Raw genomic sequence first — 18,975 nt, forward strand, 5'->3', positions numbered from 1 at the left:
AGGCAAACTACTCTGTTTGTCTTTTTTCGTGTCCTATAATACAATTATAGTAGCAAATTAACGTTCGTTATGTAAGTGAAAGGTGGGGTTACATGTCACTTCGATTTGTAATTGGTAGAGCGGGAAGTGGAAAAAGTACACTTTGTTTACACGAAGTGCAAGAAGAGTTAAAGCAGCGTCCAAGAGGGGAAACAATATTATATCTTGTGCCAGAACAGATGACATTCCAAACGCAGCAGGCGTTAATTGGTAGTGAGGATGTAAGAGGTTCTATTCGGGCACAAGTTTTTAGTTTTTCACGATTAGCGTGGAAGGTACTGCAAGAAGTTGGTGGAGCGAGTCGCCTTCACATTGATGAAGCGGGCGTACATATGTTACTTCGTAAAATTGTAGAGTCTCGTAAAGATGGATTATCGGTGTTCCAAAAAGCAGCGGAGCAAAACGGTTTCTTTGAACATCTTGGTAGTATGATTGCGGAGTTTAAACGTTACAATGTGACGCCATCTAACGTATATGAAATGTGGCAACAATTAGACGCACATAGTAGCAGTGCAGAACAAAAGCTATTAGCGAATAAAGTGTATGATTTACAACTATTATATGATGATTTTGAACGTGCTTTAATCGGAAAATATTTGGATTCAGAAGACTACCTACAATTGCTAGTCGAAAAGCTTCCACATTCTGAATATGTAAATGGGGCTGAAATTTATATAGATGGATTTCATTCATTTTCACCGCAAGAACTAGAAATTGTAAGACAGCTTATGATTTGCGGTGCGAGAGTTACGATCACGTTAACGATAGATGAAAAAACGTTAGCGCAGCCAGTAAATGAACTAGATTTATTTTATGAAACGACGTTAACGTATGAAAAAATAAAGCAAGTGGCGCGTGAAGAGAAGATAGAAATTGAAAAAACGATTCCACTTATGGAACAACCGCGTTTTCATTCGCAAGCATTAGCGCATTTAGAAACGCATTACGAAGCACGTCCAAATGAAAAGTTTCACGGAGAAGCAAGTGTAACGATTAGTACAGCAGCGAATTTACGAGCTGAAGTAGAAGGTGTTGCGCGTGAAATTCGTAGACTTGTGGCGGATGAAGACTATCGTTACCGAGATATTGCAGTCCTTCTTCGTAACGGAGAAAGTTATTACGATGTGATGCGAACGCTATTTACAGATTATAATATCCCGCATTTCATCGATGAAAAACGCCCGATGTCACATCATCCGCTAGTAGAATGCATTCGTTCTGCACTCGAGATTATTAGTGGAAATTGGCGTTATGATGCAGTGTTCCGCTGCGTGAAAACAGAGCTTTTATATCCATTAGACGTAAGAAAAGAAACGATGCGCGAAGAGATGGATGAGTTTGAAAACTACTGTTTAGCGTACGGTGTACAAGGGAAGAGATGGACTTCTGAGGATCCGTGGATGTATCGCCGCTATCGTTCTCTTGACGATACGGACGAGATGATTACAGACAGTGAACGTGAAATGGAAGAGAGAATAAATCGACTGCGCGACGTTGTAAGAACACCTGTTATTCGTATGCAAAAAAGACTGAAGCGAGCGGGAACAGTGATGCAAATGTGCGAAGCTGTTTATTTATTTTTAGAAGAGCTAGACGTTCCGAAAAAACTAGAAGCATTACGTATTCGTGCAGAAGAGAGCGGAGATTTCTTATTTGCGACAGATCATGAGCAAGTATGGGAAGAAGTAATGAGTCTTCTTGATACGTTCGTTGAGATGCTTGGCGAAGAGAAAATGTCACTTTCTATGTTCACAGATGTTATGTCGACAGGTCTTGAGGCGCTTCAATTCGCAAACATTCCGCCGTCATTAGACCAAGTGTTAATTGCTAATATTGATCGTTCAAGATTATCAAATGTGAAAGCAACATTTGTCATTGGCGTGAATGAAGGAGTTATTCCGGCAGCACCGATGGATGAAGGGATGCTTTCTGATGAGGAAAGAGATGTTCTTAGCATTGCAGGTATCGAATTAGCACCAACGACGAGACAAACCTTATTAGAAGAACAGTTCGTTATGTACCAAATGGTAACGAGAGCAACTGAGAAATTATATATTTCATGCCCGCTTGCAGATGAGGAAGGGAAGACGTTACTTGCGTCTAGCTTTATTAAGAAAATAAAAAGAATGTTCCCTGATGTGAAAGATACATTTATTACGAATGACGTGAATGATTTATCACGTTCGGAACAAATTTCATACGTAGCAACGCCAGAAGTAACGTTGTCATATGTTATGCAGCAACTTCAAACGTGGAAGCGATATGGATTTGAAGGGAATTTAGATTTTTGGTGGGATGTATATAACTTCTACGTAACTTCAGATGAATGGAAACAAAAAAGTAGCCGCGTATTATCAAGTTTATTCTACCGAAATCGTGCGCAAAAGCTAAGTACAGTTGTAAGTAGAGATTTATATGGAGATAAAATAAAAGGAAGCGTATCTCGTATGGAACTATTTAACCGTTGCGCATATGCTCATTTCGCGCAGCACGGTTTATCGTTAAGAGAGCGTGACATTTTCAAACTGGATGCACCCGATATCGGGGAACTATTCCATGCAGCGCTGAAGAGAATTGCGGACAGGCTATTACGTGAAAACCGTACTTGGGCGGATTTATCAATAAAAGAGTGTGAGCATCTTTCTACTGTAGTAATAGAAGAGATTGCACCGTTATTACAAAGACAAATTTTATTAAGTTCAAATCGTCATTTCTATTTAAAACAAAAACTACAACAAATCATTTTCCGTACATCAATCATTCTTCGTGAACATGCGAAGTCAAGCGGTTTCGTACCAGTTGATTTAGAAGTGCCATTCGGTATGGGCGGTACAGGATCGCTTCCGCCGATGGAATTCTCATTACCAAATGGTGTAAAGATGGAAGTAGTTGGTCGTATTGACCGTGTTGATAAGGCGGAAGATGAAAATGGGACGTTCCTACGTATTATTGATTATAAATCAAGCTCAAAAGCGTTAGACTTAACGGAAGTGTATTACGGATTAGCACTTCAAATGTTAACGTATTTAGATGTTGTTACTTCGAATGCACATACGTGGATGAAAAAGGGAGGTACTGCATCACCGGCTGGTGTACTGTACTTCCATATTCATAACCCGATCGTTGAGATGAAGGGTGACGCATCTGAAGCAGAAATTGAGAAAGAGATTTTAAAGAAATTTAAAATGAAAGGACTTGTACTAGGAGATGCTGATGTTGTTCGTTTAATGGATAACAAACTTTCGACAGGAAGCTCTGATATTATTTCTGCTGGTTTGAAAAAAGACGGCAGTTTTAGTGCGCGTTCGAGTATTGCAAGTGAACAAGAGTTTAACGTACTTCAAAAATACGTACACCATACGTTTGAAAATATCGGAAAAGACATTACTGAAGGCGTTATTGATATTGCTCCTTATAAGAAGGGGAATAAAGCGGCGTGTACGTTCTGTAACTTCAAATCTGTTTGTCAGTTCGATGAATCACTCGAAGATAACCAGTTCCGTACGCTAAAAGATATGAAAGATAGCGAAGCGATGGAGAAAATTAGAGAGGAGGTTGGCGGAGAATGATTGAAAATTGGCCTAAAAAACCAGAAGGTAGTCAGTGGACGGATGACCAGTGGAAAGCGGTTGTAGCGAACGGACGTGATATATTAGTCGCGGCAGCAGCTGGATCAGGGAAAACAGCAGTATTAGTTGAACGTATTATTAAAAAGATTATAAATGAAGAAAATCCAGTCGATGTCGACCGCCTGCTCGTTGTAACATTTACGAATGCAGCGGCGCAAGAGATGAAAAACAGAATTGGGGAAGCGTTAGAAAAGGTATTAATTGATGAGCCAGGATCGCAGCACGTAAGAAAGCAGCTTAGCTTATTAAATAAAGCTTCTATTTCAACGATCCATTCATTTTGTTTACAAGTAATTAGAGGATATTATTACATGCTTGATGTTGATCCTCGTTTCCGCATTGCGAATCAAACAGAAAACGAATTATTAAAAGAAGAAGTGTTAGATGACATATTAGAAGAAGAGTATGGAATCGAAGATAATAGTATTTTCTTTGAACTCGTTGACCGTTATACGAGTGACCGTAGTGATGATGACTTACAGCGTATGATTTTAGCGCTTCATACAGAATCAAGAGCGCATCCAAATCCGGAAAAATGGCTCGATAAATTAGTAGAAGCATACGACGTGGAAGGAAAGACAATTGAAGATTTAGTGTACGCTTCTTACTTATTAGAAGATGTGAAATTCCAGCTTGAAACAGCAGAGACACATATTCGTAAAGCGACTGAACTCGCGATGCTTCCTGACGGTCCGGCGCCCCGCGTTGAAACCCTGCAAGCAGATGCAGTTTTACTTGGAACGTTGTCATCAGCTGCTTGTGAGTCATGGACAAATGTGTATGAAGCGATGCAAAATGTATCGTGGCAAACGTTAAAGCGTATTAAGAAAAGTGATTACAACGAGGATGTTGTAAAACAAGTAGACTCTCTTCGTAATAAAGCGAAAGATGAAGTGAAGAAATTACAAGAAGAGTTATTTAGCCGCAGACCTGAAAGTTTCTTACGAGATTTTCAAGATATGCATCCTGTATTAGAAAAACTCGTACAGCTTGTAAAAGTATTTACAGAGCGTTTCCAAGCGATGAAGCGTGATAAAGGGATGGTTGATTTCACAGATTTAGAGCATTTCTGTCTACAAATTTTAAGTGAACAAAGTGAAAACGGTGAAATGAAGCCGTCAGCAGTAGCGCTTCAATATCGTAATAAATTTGCTGAAGTACTAGTCGATGAATATCAAGATACGAACTTTGTGCAGGAATCCATTATTAAATTCGTAACGAAAGATTCTGAGAGTGAAGGGAACTTGTTCATGGTAGGTGACGTGAAGCAGTCGATCTATCGTTTCCGACTAGCAGAACCAGGCCTGTTCCTAGGAAAGTATAAACGCTTTACGCAAGAAGGATTAGACGGCGGAATGAAAATCGATTTAGCGAAAAACTTCCGTAGCCGTCATGAAGTGTTAGCAGGTACGAACTTTATTTTCAAACAAATTATGGGCGAAGAAGTCGGAGAAATCGACTATGATGCTGACGCTGAATTAAAGTTAGGTGCTAGCTATCCAGAAGGTGAAGATGTAACAGCTGAACTACTATGTATTCAGCAAACAGAAGAAGAAGTGCTAGACGGTGAAGAAGGTGCGGAAGTAGAAAAAGCGCAACTTGAAGCTCGCCTTATGGCGCAGCGTATTAAAGCGATGGTTGATTCAGGTTATGAAGTGTATGATCGTAAAATGGATAGTATGCGCCCTGTACAATACCGCGACTTCGTTATTTTACTTCGCTCTATGCCATGGGCGCCGCAAATTATGGAAGAATTAAAGCTGCAAGGAATTCCAGTATACGCTGATCTTGCGACTGGTTACTTTGAAGCGACAGAAGTAAATATTATGATGAACGTATTCCGCGTGATCGATAATCCGATGCAAGATATTCCGCTTGCCGCCGTACTTCGTTCACCAATCGTTGGACTAAATGATGAAGAACTTGCAACATTGCGTGCTCACGGAAAGAAAGGTTCGTTTTATGAAGTAATGAGCTCATTCTTAAAAGGGGCACCGCTTGAAGAAGAACAAGAATTACATGATAAATTAGAGTGGTTCTATAACTTACTGCAAGGATGGCGTGAATTCGCGCGTCAACAGTCACTTTCTGATTTGATTTGGAAAGTGTATGGTGAGACAGGTTATTACGACTTTGTTGGCGGTTTACCAGCCGGAAAGCAAAGGCAAGCAAACCTGCGTGTACTTTATGACCGTGCAAGACAATATGAAGCAACATCGTTTAGAGGATTATTCCGCTTCTTACGCTTTATTGAGCGTATTTTAGAACGCGGTGATGATATGGGAACGGCGAGAGCTTTAGGTGAACAAGAAGATGTCGTTCGTATTATGACGATTCATAAAAGTAAAGGACTTGAGTTCCCAGTCGTATTTGTAGCGGGACTAGGTCGTCGTTTTAATACACAAGACTTAATGAAACGTTTTTTACTGCATAAAGATTTCGGTTTCGGTTCACAATTTATTGATCCTCGTAAACGTATTAAATATACGACATTATCGCAACTTGCGATTAAGCGTAAAATGAAGATGGAATTAATTGCGGAAGAAATGCGCGTATTATACGTAGCGTTAACGCGTGCAAAAGAGAAGTTAATTTTAATTGGAACAGTTAAGGATGCAAATAAAGAAATGGAAAAATGGCTTGATGCAAGAGAGCATAGTGAATGGCTATTACCAGACCATATACGTGCCGGAGCGTCTTGTTATTTAGATTGGATTGCACCTTCATTATATAGACATCGTGATAGTGAAATGCTTCTTGAATTAGGACAAGGAAGCATTCCAGGTGAAATTTATGGCTATGACACGAGCTGGAAAGTAGAAGTTGTTGACGGTAACACGTTACTTGCGCCAGAACCAGTTCAAGAAGAGAAACAAGAATTGTTAGAAGCACTTCGTGAGAAAAAAGCTGTTCCCCTGCAAAGTGAACGAAAAGAAGAAGTGTATGACAGATTAATGTGGAAGTACGGATATGAGGAAGCGACATCTCATCGTGCGAAACAGTCTGTTACAGAAATAAAGAGAAATTATCAATCTGAAGAAGGTAGCGATAATGCCTTTATTAAAAAACTACGTGCACCAATTAAAACACGCCCTCGTTTTATGGAGAAAAAAGGATTAACGTACGCTGAAAGAGGTACGGCAGTTCACGCTGTCATGCAGCATGTTGATTTGAAGAAGCCGATTACAGAAGAAGTGATTCGGGAGCAAATTAATGGCATGGTTAATAAAGAATTATTAACATTCGAACAAGCAGAAGAAATAGCAATTGAAAAAGTGATTTCATTCTTTGACAGTGACCTAGGTAAAAGGGTATTAGCGGCGAAAAGTGTTGAGCGTGAAGTACCATTTACGATGATGCTTGCAGCAGAAGAGGCGTATCAAGATTGGCAAGGTAAGAGTGACGAAACAATTCTTGTCCAAGGGGTTATTGACTGCATGATTGAAGAGGAAGATGGTATCACGCTAATCGACTTTAAAACGGATACGATTGAAGGGAAGTTCCCAGGCGGATTCGATCAAGCGAAACCAATTTTAGAAGATCGATATAAAGTGCAGCTTTCTTTATATGCAAAGGCACTTGAAAAAAGCTTGCAACATCCTGTGAAAGAGAAATGCTTATACTTCTTTGATGGCAACCATGTTGTAAAAATTGAAGAATAGAGAGGCTTGAAAATGACAACGGAAAAAACGTTAAGAACATGTGAAAAAGGACATGAATATTATAAAAGTAGCGATTGTCCAACTTGCCCAACCTGTGAGAAAGAAAAGAAACCAAAAACAGGATTTCTTTCACTTCTTTCATCACCAGCACGAAATGCGCTGCAACACCATGGAATTCACACGATAGAAGAACTCTCAAAGTATAGTGAAAAAGAAATTTTAAAACTACATGGCATGGGACCTGCGTCTATGCCGAAGCTTAGAAATGCTTTGAAGGAGAAGGGGTTATCATTTAAATAAAATGAAACAGTAAACAGTGGAGTTTTTGATAATATTGAATGAGGTAAAAGAAAAAAGTAGGAGATATTCTCCTACTTTTTTTACGCTGTTCCAATTTGATCTTGATCAGCCACATCAGAATCAAACGTATTTGTTGCACTAACACCGTTAAACGTATTCACGACAAATCCAACATTGGAAGCTCCGGAACCATTATAAGCTTTCGTATTTTCTTTCGGAGACACGTTATAAAAATCCCCTAAATTAAAAGAACCATTACTGTTTTGAACGACGAGATTTCCAACAACAGAAGGCATACCATCCACCTACTTTACTAAGCTTTTTAATTACTATATGAATTATTGTGCGGAAGGTTCATCCGTAATATATTGGCGGATTTGCATAATACGAGAGTTATTAAAAACATAATCAACATTTCCAATTTGAAAGCAACCAGAATTTAAAAGTGTTCGCAATTCAACATTGTTTACTTCAATAAAAGGGCATTCATTTACAATGTTTAATTTTACATCTGTCGTTCGTTTTGGGATTGTGATGTGTTCATCTGTAAAGATTTCAAATGCGTCTAAGCGGCCTTCGTCTTTTATATAACAAGGAATTTCCCTATGGACGGCAAGAGCTCTACTTTTTAATTCCATTTGATTTGCATCTCCAACTTGAAATACGGCACTAATCCCTAAAGAAATAATAGAAACATTTTGGACAACAGCCACATGATGTAACATAGTTTCTCAGTCTCCTTAACCTGGAGTAGGAGGGACATCTGTGACTAATGGTACAAATGGACCCTCTGTAACAGTTTCAAATGGTGTATCAAGAATAGAAGATAGTATGAGGAAATTTGCATCCCCAATTAAAAAGAGTGCGGACGACGATACACCGTTCATTTTAATTTGGCCGACTTTTAATTCGCGATTTACAACGTTAAGATTCATACATACTTACTCCTTTCGGAAATTGCCCGGTATGTGTTGAATAAAAGAGAGGAAAGCTTTGTCGATATCATGTTTCATTGCTTGAATAATGATATCTCGTAAATAATCTGGATCTGTTGAAATCCCTTCATAGGATTGCGTTTGTGATAAATAATAAGGAAGTCTATGCTCCATCTGTTTTTTTATGTCATCAACCATCATTTGTCGATACATTTCATCGAGCGGCGTTCTCTCTTCTTGTTCAAAATGGAGAATTCGATTATATGCTTCTTCATCTAAGTAACGATGCATTTCTTGAAGGATGCCTTGGTAAAAATCTGGGTTTGTATCTGTTTCAGGATTTACTTTTAATGTTTCTGTATCCACTTGGAAATCTTCAATTTGCTGTCCTTTTGCTGAAAACGGATTTAAACCGATATTTAAAGTACCATTTAAATTTTCTACTTTTAATTGATCGAATTTGTATTCCACTTTTCCTACAGAAGAGGAGGGGCGATTTTTTAATTCGTTAAGCTCTTCTTGGAGTTGGCGAACTTGATCTTCTAGGTTAAGGATGGTTGCTTGTTGTGCTTGAAGAGCTTGTTGAAGTTGGTGTAAGTAAGTATATATATCTTGATTCATTTTGTGAAACCTCCTTTTCAGTAGGGAGGGTAAAAATATTCCTGCTATATATTTATGACAAGGATGTCTTAAGAAGAACTAGTTGATGGTTTGATAGAAATAATTTGTCCTTTCGCCTGCAATGGGCGAAGGGGCTCTGTAAATCCACCGCTATTTGAGAATTTAGATAGAGCTTTAATACTTCCTGCAGTACCAATTTGGAATACAGAAGAGGTTGTAATGCTATCAATTCTAATGCTATTAATGATGATGCTTTGGTTTACATAAAAATTCAATGCAATCGCCTCCTCTAAGTTGAACCAATTATCGCTTGATCAATTACATCTGAATCATTGACAGTCGTCGCGCTTTGATAATTGTAGACAGAAACGTTATCTCCAACATTAAAAGAGCCGGCCCCAGCAAAAGCGCGTGAATAACTAATAGGCCTAATCGCAAATACATCTCCAATATGAAAAATACCACTTGATCCAATATTGACGATACGAATATGTCCGACCATAGCTGGCATACAAAACACCTTTCGTTTTTTAAATTTTCTTTTCTACTATTGTATGGGCGTTTTCAATAAAATGTGTTTTTTTTTATAAAAGAAACACACACGTTATTGCGTGTGTGTATTGAGTGTTTGATTAGGGTAAAAATCCGTATGTACATGCCAAATTACATTTAAGAGCCTGTCCAGTTCTTGGCTACAATCCACTGTTTTTTGAGAAGTCATTCCGTAGCGTTCAGCAAAATAAATCATTTTTTCACGTTTTTTTTCAATCGCTTGCTCAAACATTGAAATCGGCTCCATCTCTAAATGAAATTTTTAGTATATATGTAGTACATATTATACAAAAAAACAATAAAAAAGAAACACCTTCGCTAAAAAAAGTAAAATTTCTACATTTTATGCCAAATATAAAGGAGTAACGAATAGAATATGAGAAGAATATTGTGAAAATTAGCGTGCATGAGAAGGTTTTTTTCTGACGGATGCGAATACAATTAAAGGTCATGAGTTTTAGGATGGAGAGTGGAAATATTGCGTTTGGTAACGGCGAAAAAAGATGAAAAGGTATTTGTAGGTATTGTGGATGAAGAGGAAGAAAAGGTATTGCATGTAAGAGAAGCGCAAAGACAAAAAGGGGAAAAGGTTACGATTCCGATTACAATGTTAGAGTGTATTGAAAGAGGAACCGAATGCTTTGAAAAAATATGTGATATTGTAAATTGGGCGAAGGAAAATGAAGGGGCGGCGTATTATCCGTTAACTGAGGTGAAAATATTAGCACCAATTCCAAGGCCAAGGAAGAATATTCTTTGCGTTGGAAAGAACTATCGTGAGCATGCGATAGAAATGGGCGGAGTAGAGTCAATTCCGGAAAATATAATGATCTTTACGAAAGCGCCAACGACAGTTATTGGAATGAATGAAAAAATTAATAGTCATCCCCACGCAACGAATGAACTAGACTATGAAGGAGAACTAGCTATCATCATTGGTAAGCGAGGGAAACAAATAAAAAAAGAAAAAGCGCTTGAGCATGTTTTTGGTTATACCATTATAAATGATATAACTGCTCGCGACATTCAAAGGAAGCATAAACAATTTTTTCTTGGAAAAAGTTTCGATACATTTTGTCCGATGGGACCGTATCTAATTCATAAATCAATGGTTGAAACGCCAAATGCGTTACACATTGAAACAATAGTAAATGGGGAAGTAAGACAAACTTCAAATACAAATAAAATGATTTTTTCAATAGAAGAAATCATTTCAACGATAAGTAAAGGAATGACGTTAGAGCCAGGCGATATTATCGCAACAGGAACGCCGGCTGGTGTCGGAAAAGGTTTCACACCACCGAAGTTTTTGCATGCGGGTGATGAAGTGGTCATTACAGTAGAAGGAATTGGTACTTTGCGAAATGTAGTGAAATGAAGAAAAGGGCTATCTTATTAATAGATAGCTCTTTTTTATGGCCATGGGTTATTGAAAAAATCTAAAATAGCAAAAATATATAATCCGATGAGTATTAACGTACAAATCCCGATTAGCATAACGGCAAGAGAACTTCTTTCGCGGCCAAAACCGATAGCTGTAAGGAAAACAGCAGCCCAAAATGAGATTTTAAGTAGCATGAATGTATGAGGTGTTGAGTAGTACCTGAGTAACGTTATAGATAATAGGAATCCGATGAATGTAATGGAAATGAGAATAGTAGCTAAATAGTTAATATGTTTGCCGTATTTCAAAAGCATACAATTACCCCTTGTAAAATAAACTGAATATTCAATCTAACTTTACAGTAAACTACTAAAAAAAGAAAGAGGTTGTCCCAACATGTAGGACAACCTCTTTATTATTATGATAATACCGCTTTAATTTTTTGGAACGCCCACTCTAAATCTTCTTCAGAGATTACTAGCGGTGGTGCGATACGAATTACATTTTCGTGTGTTTCTTTACATAATAGACCAGCTGCTTTTAATTGTTCGCAGTAAGGACGAGCTGGCTCGTTTAATTCGATACCGATGAATAAGCCTTTACCACGAATGTCAGTAATCATTGGGTTATCAATTTCTTTTAATTGCCCAACTAATTTTTCGCCTAATTGAAGTGAACGCTCTGTTAATTTTTCTTCTTCTAACACTTCAAGAGCCGCGATAGAAACAGCACATGCAAGTGGGTTACCACCGAATGTAGAACCGTGAGAACCTGGCTCGAATACGCCTAAAATGTCGCGGTTTGCTGCTACGCAAGAGATTGGGAATACGCCGCCGCCAAGTGCTTTACCAAGTATGTACATGTCAGGAGTTACACCGTCCCAGTCACAAGCAAATACTTTACCAGTACGGCCTAAGCCAGTTTGGATTTCATCTGCTACGAATAAAACGTTTTCTTTTTTACATACTTCAAGAGCTTCTTTTAAGAAACCAGCTGGTGGGATGTTAATTCCTGCCTCACCTTGGATAGGCTCTAAAATGAATGCAGCTGTGTTTGGTGTAATAGCAGCTTTTAACGCTTCTAAATCACCGTAAGGAATTACGATAATGCCAGGAAGCATTGGACCGAATCCACGCTTGTACTCTTCGTTTGAAGACATAGAAACAGCACCCATTGTACGGCCGTGGAAGTTATCTTCACAAACGATAATTTCAGCACGGTTTGCTTCTACTTTCTTCACATCATAAGCCCAGCGGCGAGCTGTTTTAATTGCAGTTTCAACAGCTTCTGCACCTGTATTCATTGGAAGTACCATTTCTTTATTAGTTAGTTTCGCAACTTTTTCGTACCAAGGACCTAATTGATCGCTATGGAAAGCACGAGAAGTTAACGTAACACGATTAGCTTGGTCAATTAAAGCGTTAATAATTTTTGGGTGACGATGACCTTGGTTTACTGCAGAATATGCACTTAATAAGTCCATATAGCGATTTCCTTCAGGATCTTCTACCCAAACGCCTTCTGCTTTAGAGATAACGATCGGAAGTGGGTGATAGTTATTTGCTCCGTATGTGTCTGTAAGTTCGATAATATCCTTAGTTTGAATCATGATTGTTCCCCCTTTTGTTATTACAAGAAGTTTGTAAATACTCTAAATATTATATCATTTAAATGTAAAAAAGCGAAACATTTCCTGAAAATAAATGAACATGTTATCATATAGAGTGAAAAAGTGTGAAAAGAGGAGGTAGGGGATACGATGGTACATATGCATATTACAGCATGGGCGTTAGGTTTAATTTTATTCTTCGTTGCGTATTCACTTTATTCAGCAGGAAGAAAAGGTAAAGGTGTACATATGGGGCTTCGTCTTATGTACATTATCATTATTGTGACAGGTTTCATGTTGTACATGGGTATTATGAAGACTGCAACAAGTAACGTGCACATGTGGTATGGTTTAAAAATGATAGCTGGTATTTTAGTTATCGCTGGAATGGAAATGGTTCTTGTGAAAATGAGCAAGAACAAGGCAACAGGGGCATTTTGGGGATTATTTGTTATCGCGCTTGTAGCGGTATTTTACCTTGGACTGAAATTACCGATTGGCTGGCAAGTATTCTAATAAAAAATAAAACCACCTTATAATCTCAAAGACTTGGGAGATAAGGTGGTTTTTTTTACTTTATGTTGCATCGATATGCAACTCTTCTCCGTTTACTTTCGTAAAACGAAACATGTTTTTATTTGACGTAGCGTGACGAACAAAATGGTGCTGCAATGTACAAATCATCTCTTCGTTATCAAACAAAAGAATATTTACTCCTTCGCATGCTTCCTCTTTCGGTAAGAAAGATAAATAATTATGACAATACATGCAATCATATAAAGAGTAATGAAGGGATTGCAATGATTCGGTTAATAATGTAAAGACAGAGTCAGGTAATTCCTCGAGCCATTCCGTATAGCTAAGAAGTAATTTTTTTCGAATTCGTATCATTTCTCCGTTTTGTAAATGGTGCTGTTCGTTGGCGATTTGTAATACATCTTGTTCATAGAAACGAGCTGGTAGCCAGTTGTTGTTATATAAAATCTCAAAGCCATCTTCGGCAATATCTTCTAATAAAAATGCTTCATCATTTTCATCATCAAAGAATACCCATTCATTGTTTATATATTCTACATTACCAACTGTATGAGCGCGAGGCTGGTTATATAAAATATGGTTACGTTGTATCATACACGATTTCTCCTTTATAAAAAGTAGTTATTTCTGTTATAGACAGTTCGTGCATTCTTTATAACTAGACACATCTAGACATAGGTGGGCATACAATAAAACACGTTTTACTGAGTGAAAAAGCTATTCCGTATGTGGATAGTAGATTATCGTCAAGTTTGTCATTTTTTTGATCCGCACCTCTAAGGTGTGGATTACTGCTTGTTTAGGAAAAGAAATAAGATGGAAGGATGATTCGTATGTGCGGGATTACAGGATGGGTGGATTATAAACGCTCATTAGAAGGAGAACGGGACGTCGTTACGAAGATGGCTGAGACGTTAGCAAAGCGTGGCCCGGATGATAATAAAGTTTGGATTAAAGGCAATGTCGCATTTGGGCATAAACGGTTAATCGTTGTTGATCCTGAGGGTGGTAAACAACCGATGACTTGTTTAAAAGATGAAACGAATTATGCAATTTGCTATAACGGTGAATTGTATAATACAGAAGATATTCGAAAGGAATTATTAAGAAGAGGATATACGTTCAAAGGTCATTCTGATACGGAGGTGCTATTAGCGTCGTATATTGAATGGAAAGAAGAATGTGTCGATCATTTAAACGGTATATATGCGTTTGCTGTATGGGATGAACAGAAAGAACAAGTATTTATTGCGCGAGATCGACTAGGTGTAAAACCGCTATTTTATAAATATGATAGTGGGCGATTACTATTTGGTTCAGAGTTAAAAGCGATATTAGCGCATCCAGATGTGAAGGCGGAAGTAACGTTAGAAGGGTTATCCGAAATATTCGGTCTTGGACCATCTAGAACACCTGGTCATGGCATTTATGCTGGTATAAAAGAATTACGTCCAGGGCATGCGATGACATTTTCAAAGAACGGTTTATGTATATGGAGATATTGGAATGTGGAAAGCAAAAAACATGAAGACTCCTTTGAAGAAACAGTAGAGAAAACACGCTTTTTATTACAAGATGCGATTACAAGGCAGCTCGTTTCTGATGTACCACTATGTACTTTTCTATCAGGTGGTGTAGATTCGAGCGCCATTACAGCGATTGCTGCGAAAGAATACGCAAGGTCAGGAAAAGGGCAATTACACACATACTCTGTTGATTATGAAGATAATGAAAAATACTTTAAAGCGAATGCGTTTCAGCCGAATTCAGATGCGCCATTTATTCATTCGATGACTGAGACGTTTCAAACAATCCATCATCGCTGCGTCATTTCAAATGAACAATTAGCACAGTATTTAACAGAAGCGGTACTCGTTCGTGATTTGCCTGGTATGGCAGATATCGATTCGTCATTATTATGGTTTTGCCGTGAAATTAAACAAGATTTTGTCGTCGGTTTATCTGGGGAATGTGCAGACGAAATATTTGGTGGTTATCCGTGGTTTTATAGAGAAGATGATTTGCAATCGAGTGCATTTCCGTGGATGCGCTCTACAGAAGCACGTGAACAACTGCTAAAGAAAGAATGGAGAAATAAATTAAACTTACAACAATATGTACAGCAGCGTTATGAAGAATCCATTCAAGAAGTTCCTGTTTTAGAGGGAGAAAGCCCAATTGAAGCAAAGAGACGACAATTATTTTACTTGAACATGGTATGGTTTATGACAACATTATTAGACAGAAAAGACCGTATGAGTATGGGGGCAAGCTTAGAAGTACGTGTTCCATTTGCGGATCACCGACTTGTCGAATATGCGTGGAATATTCCTTGGGAAATGAAAATGTATAAAAACCGCGAAAAAGGTCTATTGCGTAAGGCGTTAGAAGGATTACTTCCAAATGACATCTTATATAGAAAGAAGAGCCCGTATCCCAAAACCCATAATCCGCATTATACAAAAGCGGTAACAGTATGGCTACAAAATTTATTAACAGATAAAGGCTCAATTTTGCATGAACTATTTGATAAAGAACAGCTGAGTGGATTAATTGAGTCAGGTGGCAGTGCATTTCAATCCCCTTGGTTCGGTCAATTAATGACTGGTCCGCAGCTTTTAGCTCATTTAGCGCAAATTCATGTTTGGTTTAAAGAGTATGGGGTAAATATTAAAGAATAGAAGAAAAGCGACTTGCATAAAAGTAAGTCGCTTTTCTATTAAATAAATTGTCATATAAAATTCAAAATCATATTAGAAATAATACTTATTTAGAATAATTATTTTGACGTACTTATTATTAGTTGTTATAATTGGAAACAAATGTTCTTGAAAAAGATTCTCATTTATAAAATTGAGGTGTTATATAGATGACAAAGAAAAAAATAGGTTTACTCGTAATGGCGTATGGAACGCCAGAATCATTAGATGATGTAGAAGCGTACTATACACATATTCGCCACGGGCATAAACCTTCAGAAGAAGCACTCCAAGACTTAATCAGACGCTATAAAGCGATTGGCGGAATTTCACCACTTGCAAAAATTACGAAAGAGCAAGCGCATAAATTAACAGATTCAATGAATAAAATATTTAAAGAGTATGAATTTACTTGTTACTTAGGATTAAAACATATAGCTCCATTTATAGAGGATGCAGTAGAAGAGATGAAGAAAGATGGAATTGAGCAGGCGATTAGTATCGTATTAGCACCGCATTATTCTACATTTAGCATTAAAGCATATAATGACCGTGCTATTCGTCTTTCGGAAGAAATTGGTGGTCCTGTTATTGAACCGATTGAACAATGGTACGATGAACCGAAATTTATTTCGTATTGGACAGAGCAACTAAAAGAAACATTTACAAAGATTGAAGATAAAGAGAAAGCTGTCGTGATTTTTTCAGCACATAGTTTACCAGAGAAAATTATTGCAGCAGAAGACCCTTATGTGGAGCAATTGCAACATACAGCGGATTTAATTGCGGAGGCTGCCGATATTCCAAATTATACAACGGGTTGGCAAAGTGCTGGAAATACGTCTGACCCATGGATTGGTCCGGATGTGCAAGATTTAACGAGAGATTTATTTGAAAAGCATGGCTATGAATCTTTCGTATACTGTCCGGTTGGATTTGTGGCAGAGCATTTAGAAGTTTTATATGACAATGATTACGAATGTAAAGTTGTAACTGATGAATTAAACGTGGCATATTTTAGACCGAATATGCCAAATTCACAATCTGTATTTATTGATTGCTTAGCTGAAATTGTTTCCAAAAAAATGAAGGAAATAGTTGACAAGAATCTAGTTTTAAATAATAATTAGTTTATAATAATTTTAAATAAACAATGATTACTAAGAGAGAAAGAGGAGGATCCCCTAGATGAATCCAAATAATCGCTTAACAACAAACCAAGGTGCTCCAGTTGGAGATAACCAAAATTCTCGTACAGCTGGTCGCCGTGGACCGGTATTATTAGAAGACTATCATTTAGTAGAAAAACTAGCTCACTTTGATCGTGAACGTATTCCAGAGCGTGTTGTGCATGCACGTGGTGCAGGTGCTCACGGTGTATTCGTAACGAAAAACAGCATGAAGCAATATACGAAGGCAGCATTTTTACAAAATGAAGGAACTGAAACGCCTGTATTTGTTCGTTTCTCAACGGTTATTCATGGTCAAGGTTCTCCGGAAACAGCTCGTGACCCACGTGGGTTCGCTGTTAAATTTTATACAGAAGAAGGAAATTACGATATCGTAGGTAACCACTTACCAGTCTTCTTCATTCGCGATGCAATTAAATTCCCTGATATGGTGCATTCTTTAAAACCAGCACCTGATACAAACATTCAAACGCCAGATCGTTATTGGGATTTCATGACGTTAAGCCCGGAATCTACACATATGATGACGTGGGTATTTTCTGATTACGGTACACCGGCAAGCTATCGTGAAATGGAAGGTTTCGGTGTTCACTCATTTAAATGGATTAATGCAGAAGGTAAAATCGTCTACATTAAATATCACTGGAAACCACAGCAAAGTGTACGTAACTTAAGTGCAAAAGAGGTGCAAGAAGTACAAGGAAAAGACTTCAACCATGCAACTCGTGACTTGTTCGATGCAATCGAAAAAGGAAATTATCCGAAGTGGGATTTACACGTACAAGTGATGCAACTAGATGAAACGGATTCTTTAGATTTCGATCCATTAGATCCGACGAAAGTATGGCCAGAAGATCGCTTCCCATTAATTGAAGTGGGGACGATGACGTTAAATCGTAATCCGAAAAATTTCTTTGCGGAAGTAGAGCAAGTGGCGTTCTCTCCAAGTGCAACTGTAAATGGTATTGAACCATCTGAAGATAAATTATTACAAGGTCGTTTATTCTCTTATCCAGATACACAGCGTTACCGTCTTGGTGCAAACTACTTACAAATTCCTGTAAACTGCCCATACGCAGCTGTTCACAACCAACAACGTGATGGTGCGATGCAAATCAATCAAAACCCATCTACAATTAATTACGAACCGAGCCGTCATACTGAAAATCCAGTGGAAGATCCAACTTACCGCGATTCAACTATGAAAGTAGAAGGCTATGTATCTCGTGAAAAAATTGACAAACCAAATGATTTCAAACAAGCAGGTGAGCGTTACCGTTCATTCTCTAAAGAAGAGCAAGACAACTTAATTGCAAACTTAACAAATGACTTAAAAGACGTAAATGAGCGCACGAAATTACTAGCTGTTTGTAACTTCTTCCGTGCAGATCAAGAGTACGGTATGCGTTTAGCACAAGCGCTAAATGTTGATATTACGCAATATGTGGGGAATTCTCCGAAATAAGTAGGAAAAGACGACTGTTAAACGGTCGTCTTTTTTGTATGTATGTAAAGTTACGCTGGGGTATTTTTCAGTTTCGTCATGTCGGAATTTGTTGGTAAATGGATATATCGTGTCGAAACGTCGATATATTGAAATAATCGCTGATATATTTAAAAAATCGTCGATATATCCGAAGAATCGCTGATATATTCACCGGAATACTAGGTGGGGTATACTGCGCCGACAAGTACAATAAAAAGAGATGCAATCTACTACCAATAGATTGCATCTCTTTTTGTAACTACTCAGCTTTTTCAGACAAAAAAGCAGGCCAAATACATGTTTCCGATTTGAAAACATGAAAAAAAATACTC

General features: G+C 37.9%; 18 protein-coding genes. 8 read left to right on the plus strand and 10 right to left on the minus strand.

Annotated features, from left to right (window positions below; genetic code table 11):
* The first annotated feature begins 92 nt into the window (after positions 1-92).
* The 3 genes from addB to JDS99_RS18320 are packed head-to-tail and all read left to right on the plus strand — an operon-like array spanning position 93 to position 7,630.
* Entirely contained in the window at positions 93-3,608 is a 3,516-nt protein-coding gene (gene addB / locus JDS99_RS18310) for a helicase-exonuclease AddAB subunit AddB (protein ID WP_199695461.1), read from the plus strand.
* A complete protein-coding gene (gene addA, locus JDS99_RS18315) occupies positions 3,605-7,330 on the plus strand; it encodes a helicase-exonuclease AddAB subunit AddA (RefSeq protein ID WP_199695462.1) in 3,726 nt (1,241 codons plus the stop codon). Before addB ends, addA begins: the two co-directional genes overlap by 4 nt.
* Before the next feature lie 12 nt (positions 7,331-7,342).
* A complete protein-coding gene (locus JDS99_RS18320; protein ID WP_097890475.1) occupies positions 7,343-7,630 on the plus strand; it encodes an RNA polymerase alpha subunit C-terminal domain-containing protein in 288 nt (95 codons plus the stop codon).
* An 80-nt stretch (positions 7,631-7,710) separates the two neighbouring features.
* On the opposite strand, the gene gerPF is transcribed toward JDS99_RS18320, so the two are convergent.
* The 7 genes from gerPF to JDS99_RS18355 form a co-directional block, all read right to left on the minus strand.
* On the minus strand, positions 7,711-7,926 hold the full coding sequence (gene gerPF / locus JDS99_RS18325; RefSeq protein ID WP_001141566.1) for a spore germination protein GerPF: 216 nt from the start codon (positions 7,924-7,926) through the stop codon (positions 7,711-7,713).
* Positions 7,927-7,968: 42 nt separating this feature from the next.
* Positions 7,969-8,355 carry a spore germination protein GerPE gene (locus JDS99_RS18330; RefSeq protein WP_199695463.1) on the minus strand — a complete coding sequence of 129 codons (387 nt, stop codon included), beginning with the start codon at positions 8,353-8,355 and terminating at the stop codon, positions 7,969-7,971.
* 15 nt (positions 8,356-8,370) lie between these two features.
* Entirely contained in the window at positions 8,371-8,565 is a 195-nt protein-coding gene (gene gerPD / locus JDS99_RS18335; protein ID WP_001052804.1) for a spore germination protein GerPD, read from the minus strand.
* Positions 8,566-8,571: 6 nt separating this feature from the next.
* Positions 8,572-9,186: a spore germination protein GerPC gene (gerPC, locus tag JDS99_RS18340; protein WP_001070746.1), complete on the minus strand. Its 615-nt coding sequence runs from the start codon at positions 9,184-9,186 to the stop codon at positions 8,572-8,574.
* A gap of 68 nt (positions 9,187-9,254) precedes the next feature.
* Complete coding sequence (gene gerPB / locus JDS99_RS18345) at positions 9,255-9,461, minus strand: spore germination protein GerPB (protein WP_001012513.1); 207 nt, start codon at positions 9,459-9,461, stop codon at positions 9,255-9,257.
* A 14-nt stretch (positions 9,462-9,475) separates the two neighbouring features.
* Positions 9,476-9,697 carry a spore germination protein GerPA gene (gerPA, locus tag JDS99_RS18350; protein ID WP_001111187.1) on the minus strand — a complete coding sequence of 74 codons (222 nt, stop codon included), beginning with the start codon at positions 9,695-9,697 and terminating at the stop codon, positions 9,476-9,478.
* Positions 9,698-9,790: 93 nt separating this feature from the next.
* Positions 9,791-9,970 (minus strand): aspartyl-phosphate phosphatase Spo0E family protein, encoded by a 180-nt coding sequence (locus JDS99_RS18355; protein WP_046958324.1) that lies wholly within the window; start codon positions 9,968-9,970, stop codon positions 9,791-9,793.
* A 246-nt stretch (positions 9,971-10,216) separates the two neighbouring features.
* Between JDS99_RS18355 and JDS99_RS18360 the strand changes: the two genes are divergently transcribed.
* Positions 10,217-11,116, plus strand: coding sequence for a fumarylacetoacetate hydrolase family protein (locus JDS99_RS18360; RefSeq protein WP_001241717.1), 900 nt, complete (start codon positions 10,217-10,219; stop codon positions 11,114-11,116).
* Positions 11,117-11,151: 35 nt separating this feature from the next.
* Here the strand turns inward: JDS99_RS18360 and JDS99_RS18365 are convergent, their stop codons facing one another.
* The gene (locus tag JDS99_RS18365) at positions 11,152-11,436 is read right to left on the minus strand and encodes a hypothetical protein (RefSeq protein ID WP_046958323.1); all 285 of its coding nucleotides are present in this window, start codon (positions 11,434-11,436) and stop codon (positions 11,152-11,154) included.
* Positions 11,437-11,540: 104 nt separating this feature from the next.
* Positions 11,541-12,731 (minus strand): ornithine aminotransferase, encoded by a 1,191-nt coding sequence (gene rocD / locus JDS99_RS18370; protein WP_087984724.1) that lies wholly within the window; start codon positions 12,729-12,731, stop codon positions 11,541-11,543.
* A gap of 150 nt (positions 12,732-12,881) precedes the next feature.
* Here rocD and JDS99_RS18375 point away from each other — a divergent pair, with 150 nt between their 5' ends.
* Complete coding sequence (locus JDS99_RS18375; RefSeq protein WP_098858288.1) at positions 12,882-13,247, plus strand: YisL family protein; 366 nt, start codon at positions 12,882-12,884, stop codon at positions 13,245-13,247.
* A gap of 60 nt (positions 13,248-13,307) precedes the next feature.
* On the opposite strand, the gene JDS99_RS18380 is transcribed toward JDS99_RS18375, so the two are convergent.
* Positions 13,308-13,862, minus strand: a complete 555-nt coding sequence (locus JDS99_RS18380) for a DUF2777 domain-containing protein (RefSeq protein WP_048559584.1) — start codon at positions 13,860-13,862, stop codon at positions 13,308-13,310.
* Positions 13,863-14,101: 239 nt separating this feature from the next.
* Between JDS99_RS18380 and asnB the strand changes: the two genes are divergently transcribed.
* The 3 genes from asnB (at position 14,102) to katB (ending at position 18,622) form a co-directional block, all read left to right on the plus strand.
* On the plus strand, positions 14,102-15,949 hold the full coding sequence (gene asnB, locus JDS99_RS18385) for an asparagine synthase (glutamine-hydrolyzing) (protein ID WP_199695464.1): 1,848 nt from the start codon (positions 14,102-14,104) through the stop codon (positions 15,947-15,949).
* Positions 15,950-16,137: 188 nt separating this feature from the next.
* Positions 16,138-17,097 (plus strand): ferrochelatase, encoded by a 960-nt coding sequence (hemH, locus tag JDS99_RS18390; protein ID WP_199695465.1) that lies wholly within the window; start codon positions 16,138-16,140, stop codon positions 17,095-17,097.
* A gap of 58 nt (positions 17,098-17,155) precedes the next feature.
* Positions 17,156-18,622, plus strand: a complete 1,467-nt coding sequence (gene katB, locus JDS99_RS18395; RefSeq protein WP_098858286.1) for a catalase KatB — start codon at positions 17,156-17,158, stop codon at positions 18,620-18,622.
* The last annotated feature ends 353 nt before the right edge of the window (positions 18,623-18,975 follow it).

Source organism: Bacillus cereus group sp. N6, assembly GCF_016483705.1.
Taxonomy (GTDB): Bacteria; Bacillota; Bacilli; order Bacillales; family Bacillaceae_G; genus Bacillus_A; species Bacillus_A wiedmannii.

Bases quoted from the DNA above. Each gene is read 5' to 3' on its own strand.
- JDS99_RS18320 (WP_097890475.1), top strand. From the start codon at position 7,343: ATGACAACGGAAAAAACGTTAAGAACATGTGAAAAAGGACATGAATAT.
- rocD (WP_087984724.1), bottom strand. From the start codon at position 12,731: ATGATTCAAACTAAGGATATTATCGAACTTACAGACACATACGGAGCA.
- JDS99_RS18355 (WP_046958324.1), bottom strand. From the start codon at position 9,970: ATGTTTGAGCAAGCGATTGAAAAAAAACGTGAAAAAATGATTTATTTT.
- asnB (WP_199695464.1), top strand. From the start codon at position 14,102: ATGTGCGGGATTACAGGATGGGTGGATTATAAACGCTCATTAGAAGGA.
- JDS99_RS18380 (WP_048559584.1), bottom strand. From the start codon at position 13,862: ATGATACAACGTAACCATATTTTATATAACCAGCCTCGCGCTCATACA.
- addA (WP_199695462.1), top strand. From the start codon at position 3,605: ATGATTGAAAATTGGCCTAAAAAACCAGAAGGTAGTCAGTGGACGGAT.
- gerPD (WP_001052804.1), bottom strand. From the start codon at position 8,565: ATGAATCTTAACGTTGTAAATCGCGAATTAAAAGTCGGCCAAATTAAA.
- JDS99_RS18365 (WP_046958323.1), bottom strand. From the start codon at position 11,436: ATGCTTTTGAAATACGGCAAACATATTAACTATTTAGCTACTATTCTC.
- JDS99_RS18375 (WP_098858288.1), top strand. From the start codon at position 12,882: ATGGTACATATGCATATTACAGCATGGGCGTTAGGTTTAATTTTATTC.
- JDS99_RS18330 (WP_199695463.1), bottom strand. From the start codon at position 8,355: ATGTTACATCATGTGGCTGTTGTCCAAAATGTTTCTATTATTTCTTTA.
- gerPA (WP_001111187.1), bottom strand. From the start codon at position 9,697: ATGCCAGCTATGGTCGGACATATTCGTATCGTCAATATTGGATCAAGT.
- addB (WP_199695461.1), top strand. From the start codon at position 93: ATGTCACTTCGATTTGTAATTGGTAGAGCGGGAAGTGGAAAAAGTACA.
- katB (WP_098858286.1), top strand. From the start codon at position 17,156: ATGAATCCAAATAATCGCTTAACAACAAACCAAGGTGCTCCAGTTGGA.
- hemH (WP_199695465.1), top strand. From the start codon at position 16,138: ATGACAAAGAAAAAAATAGGTTTACTCGTAATGGCGTATGGAACGCCA.
- gerPF (WP_001141566.1), bottom strand. From the start codon at position 7,926: ATGCCTTCTGTTGTTGGAAATCTCGTCGTTCAAAACAGTAATGGTTCT.
- gerPC (WP_001070746.1), bottom strand. From the start codon at position 9,186: ATGAATCAAGATATATATACTTACTTACACCAACTTCAACAAGCTCTT.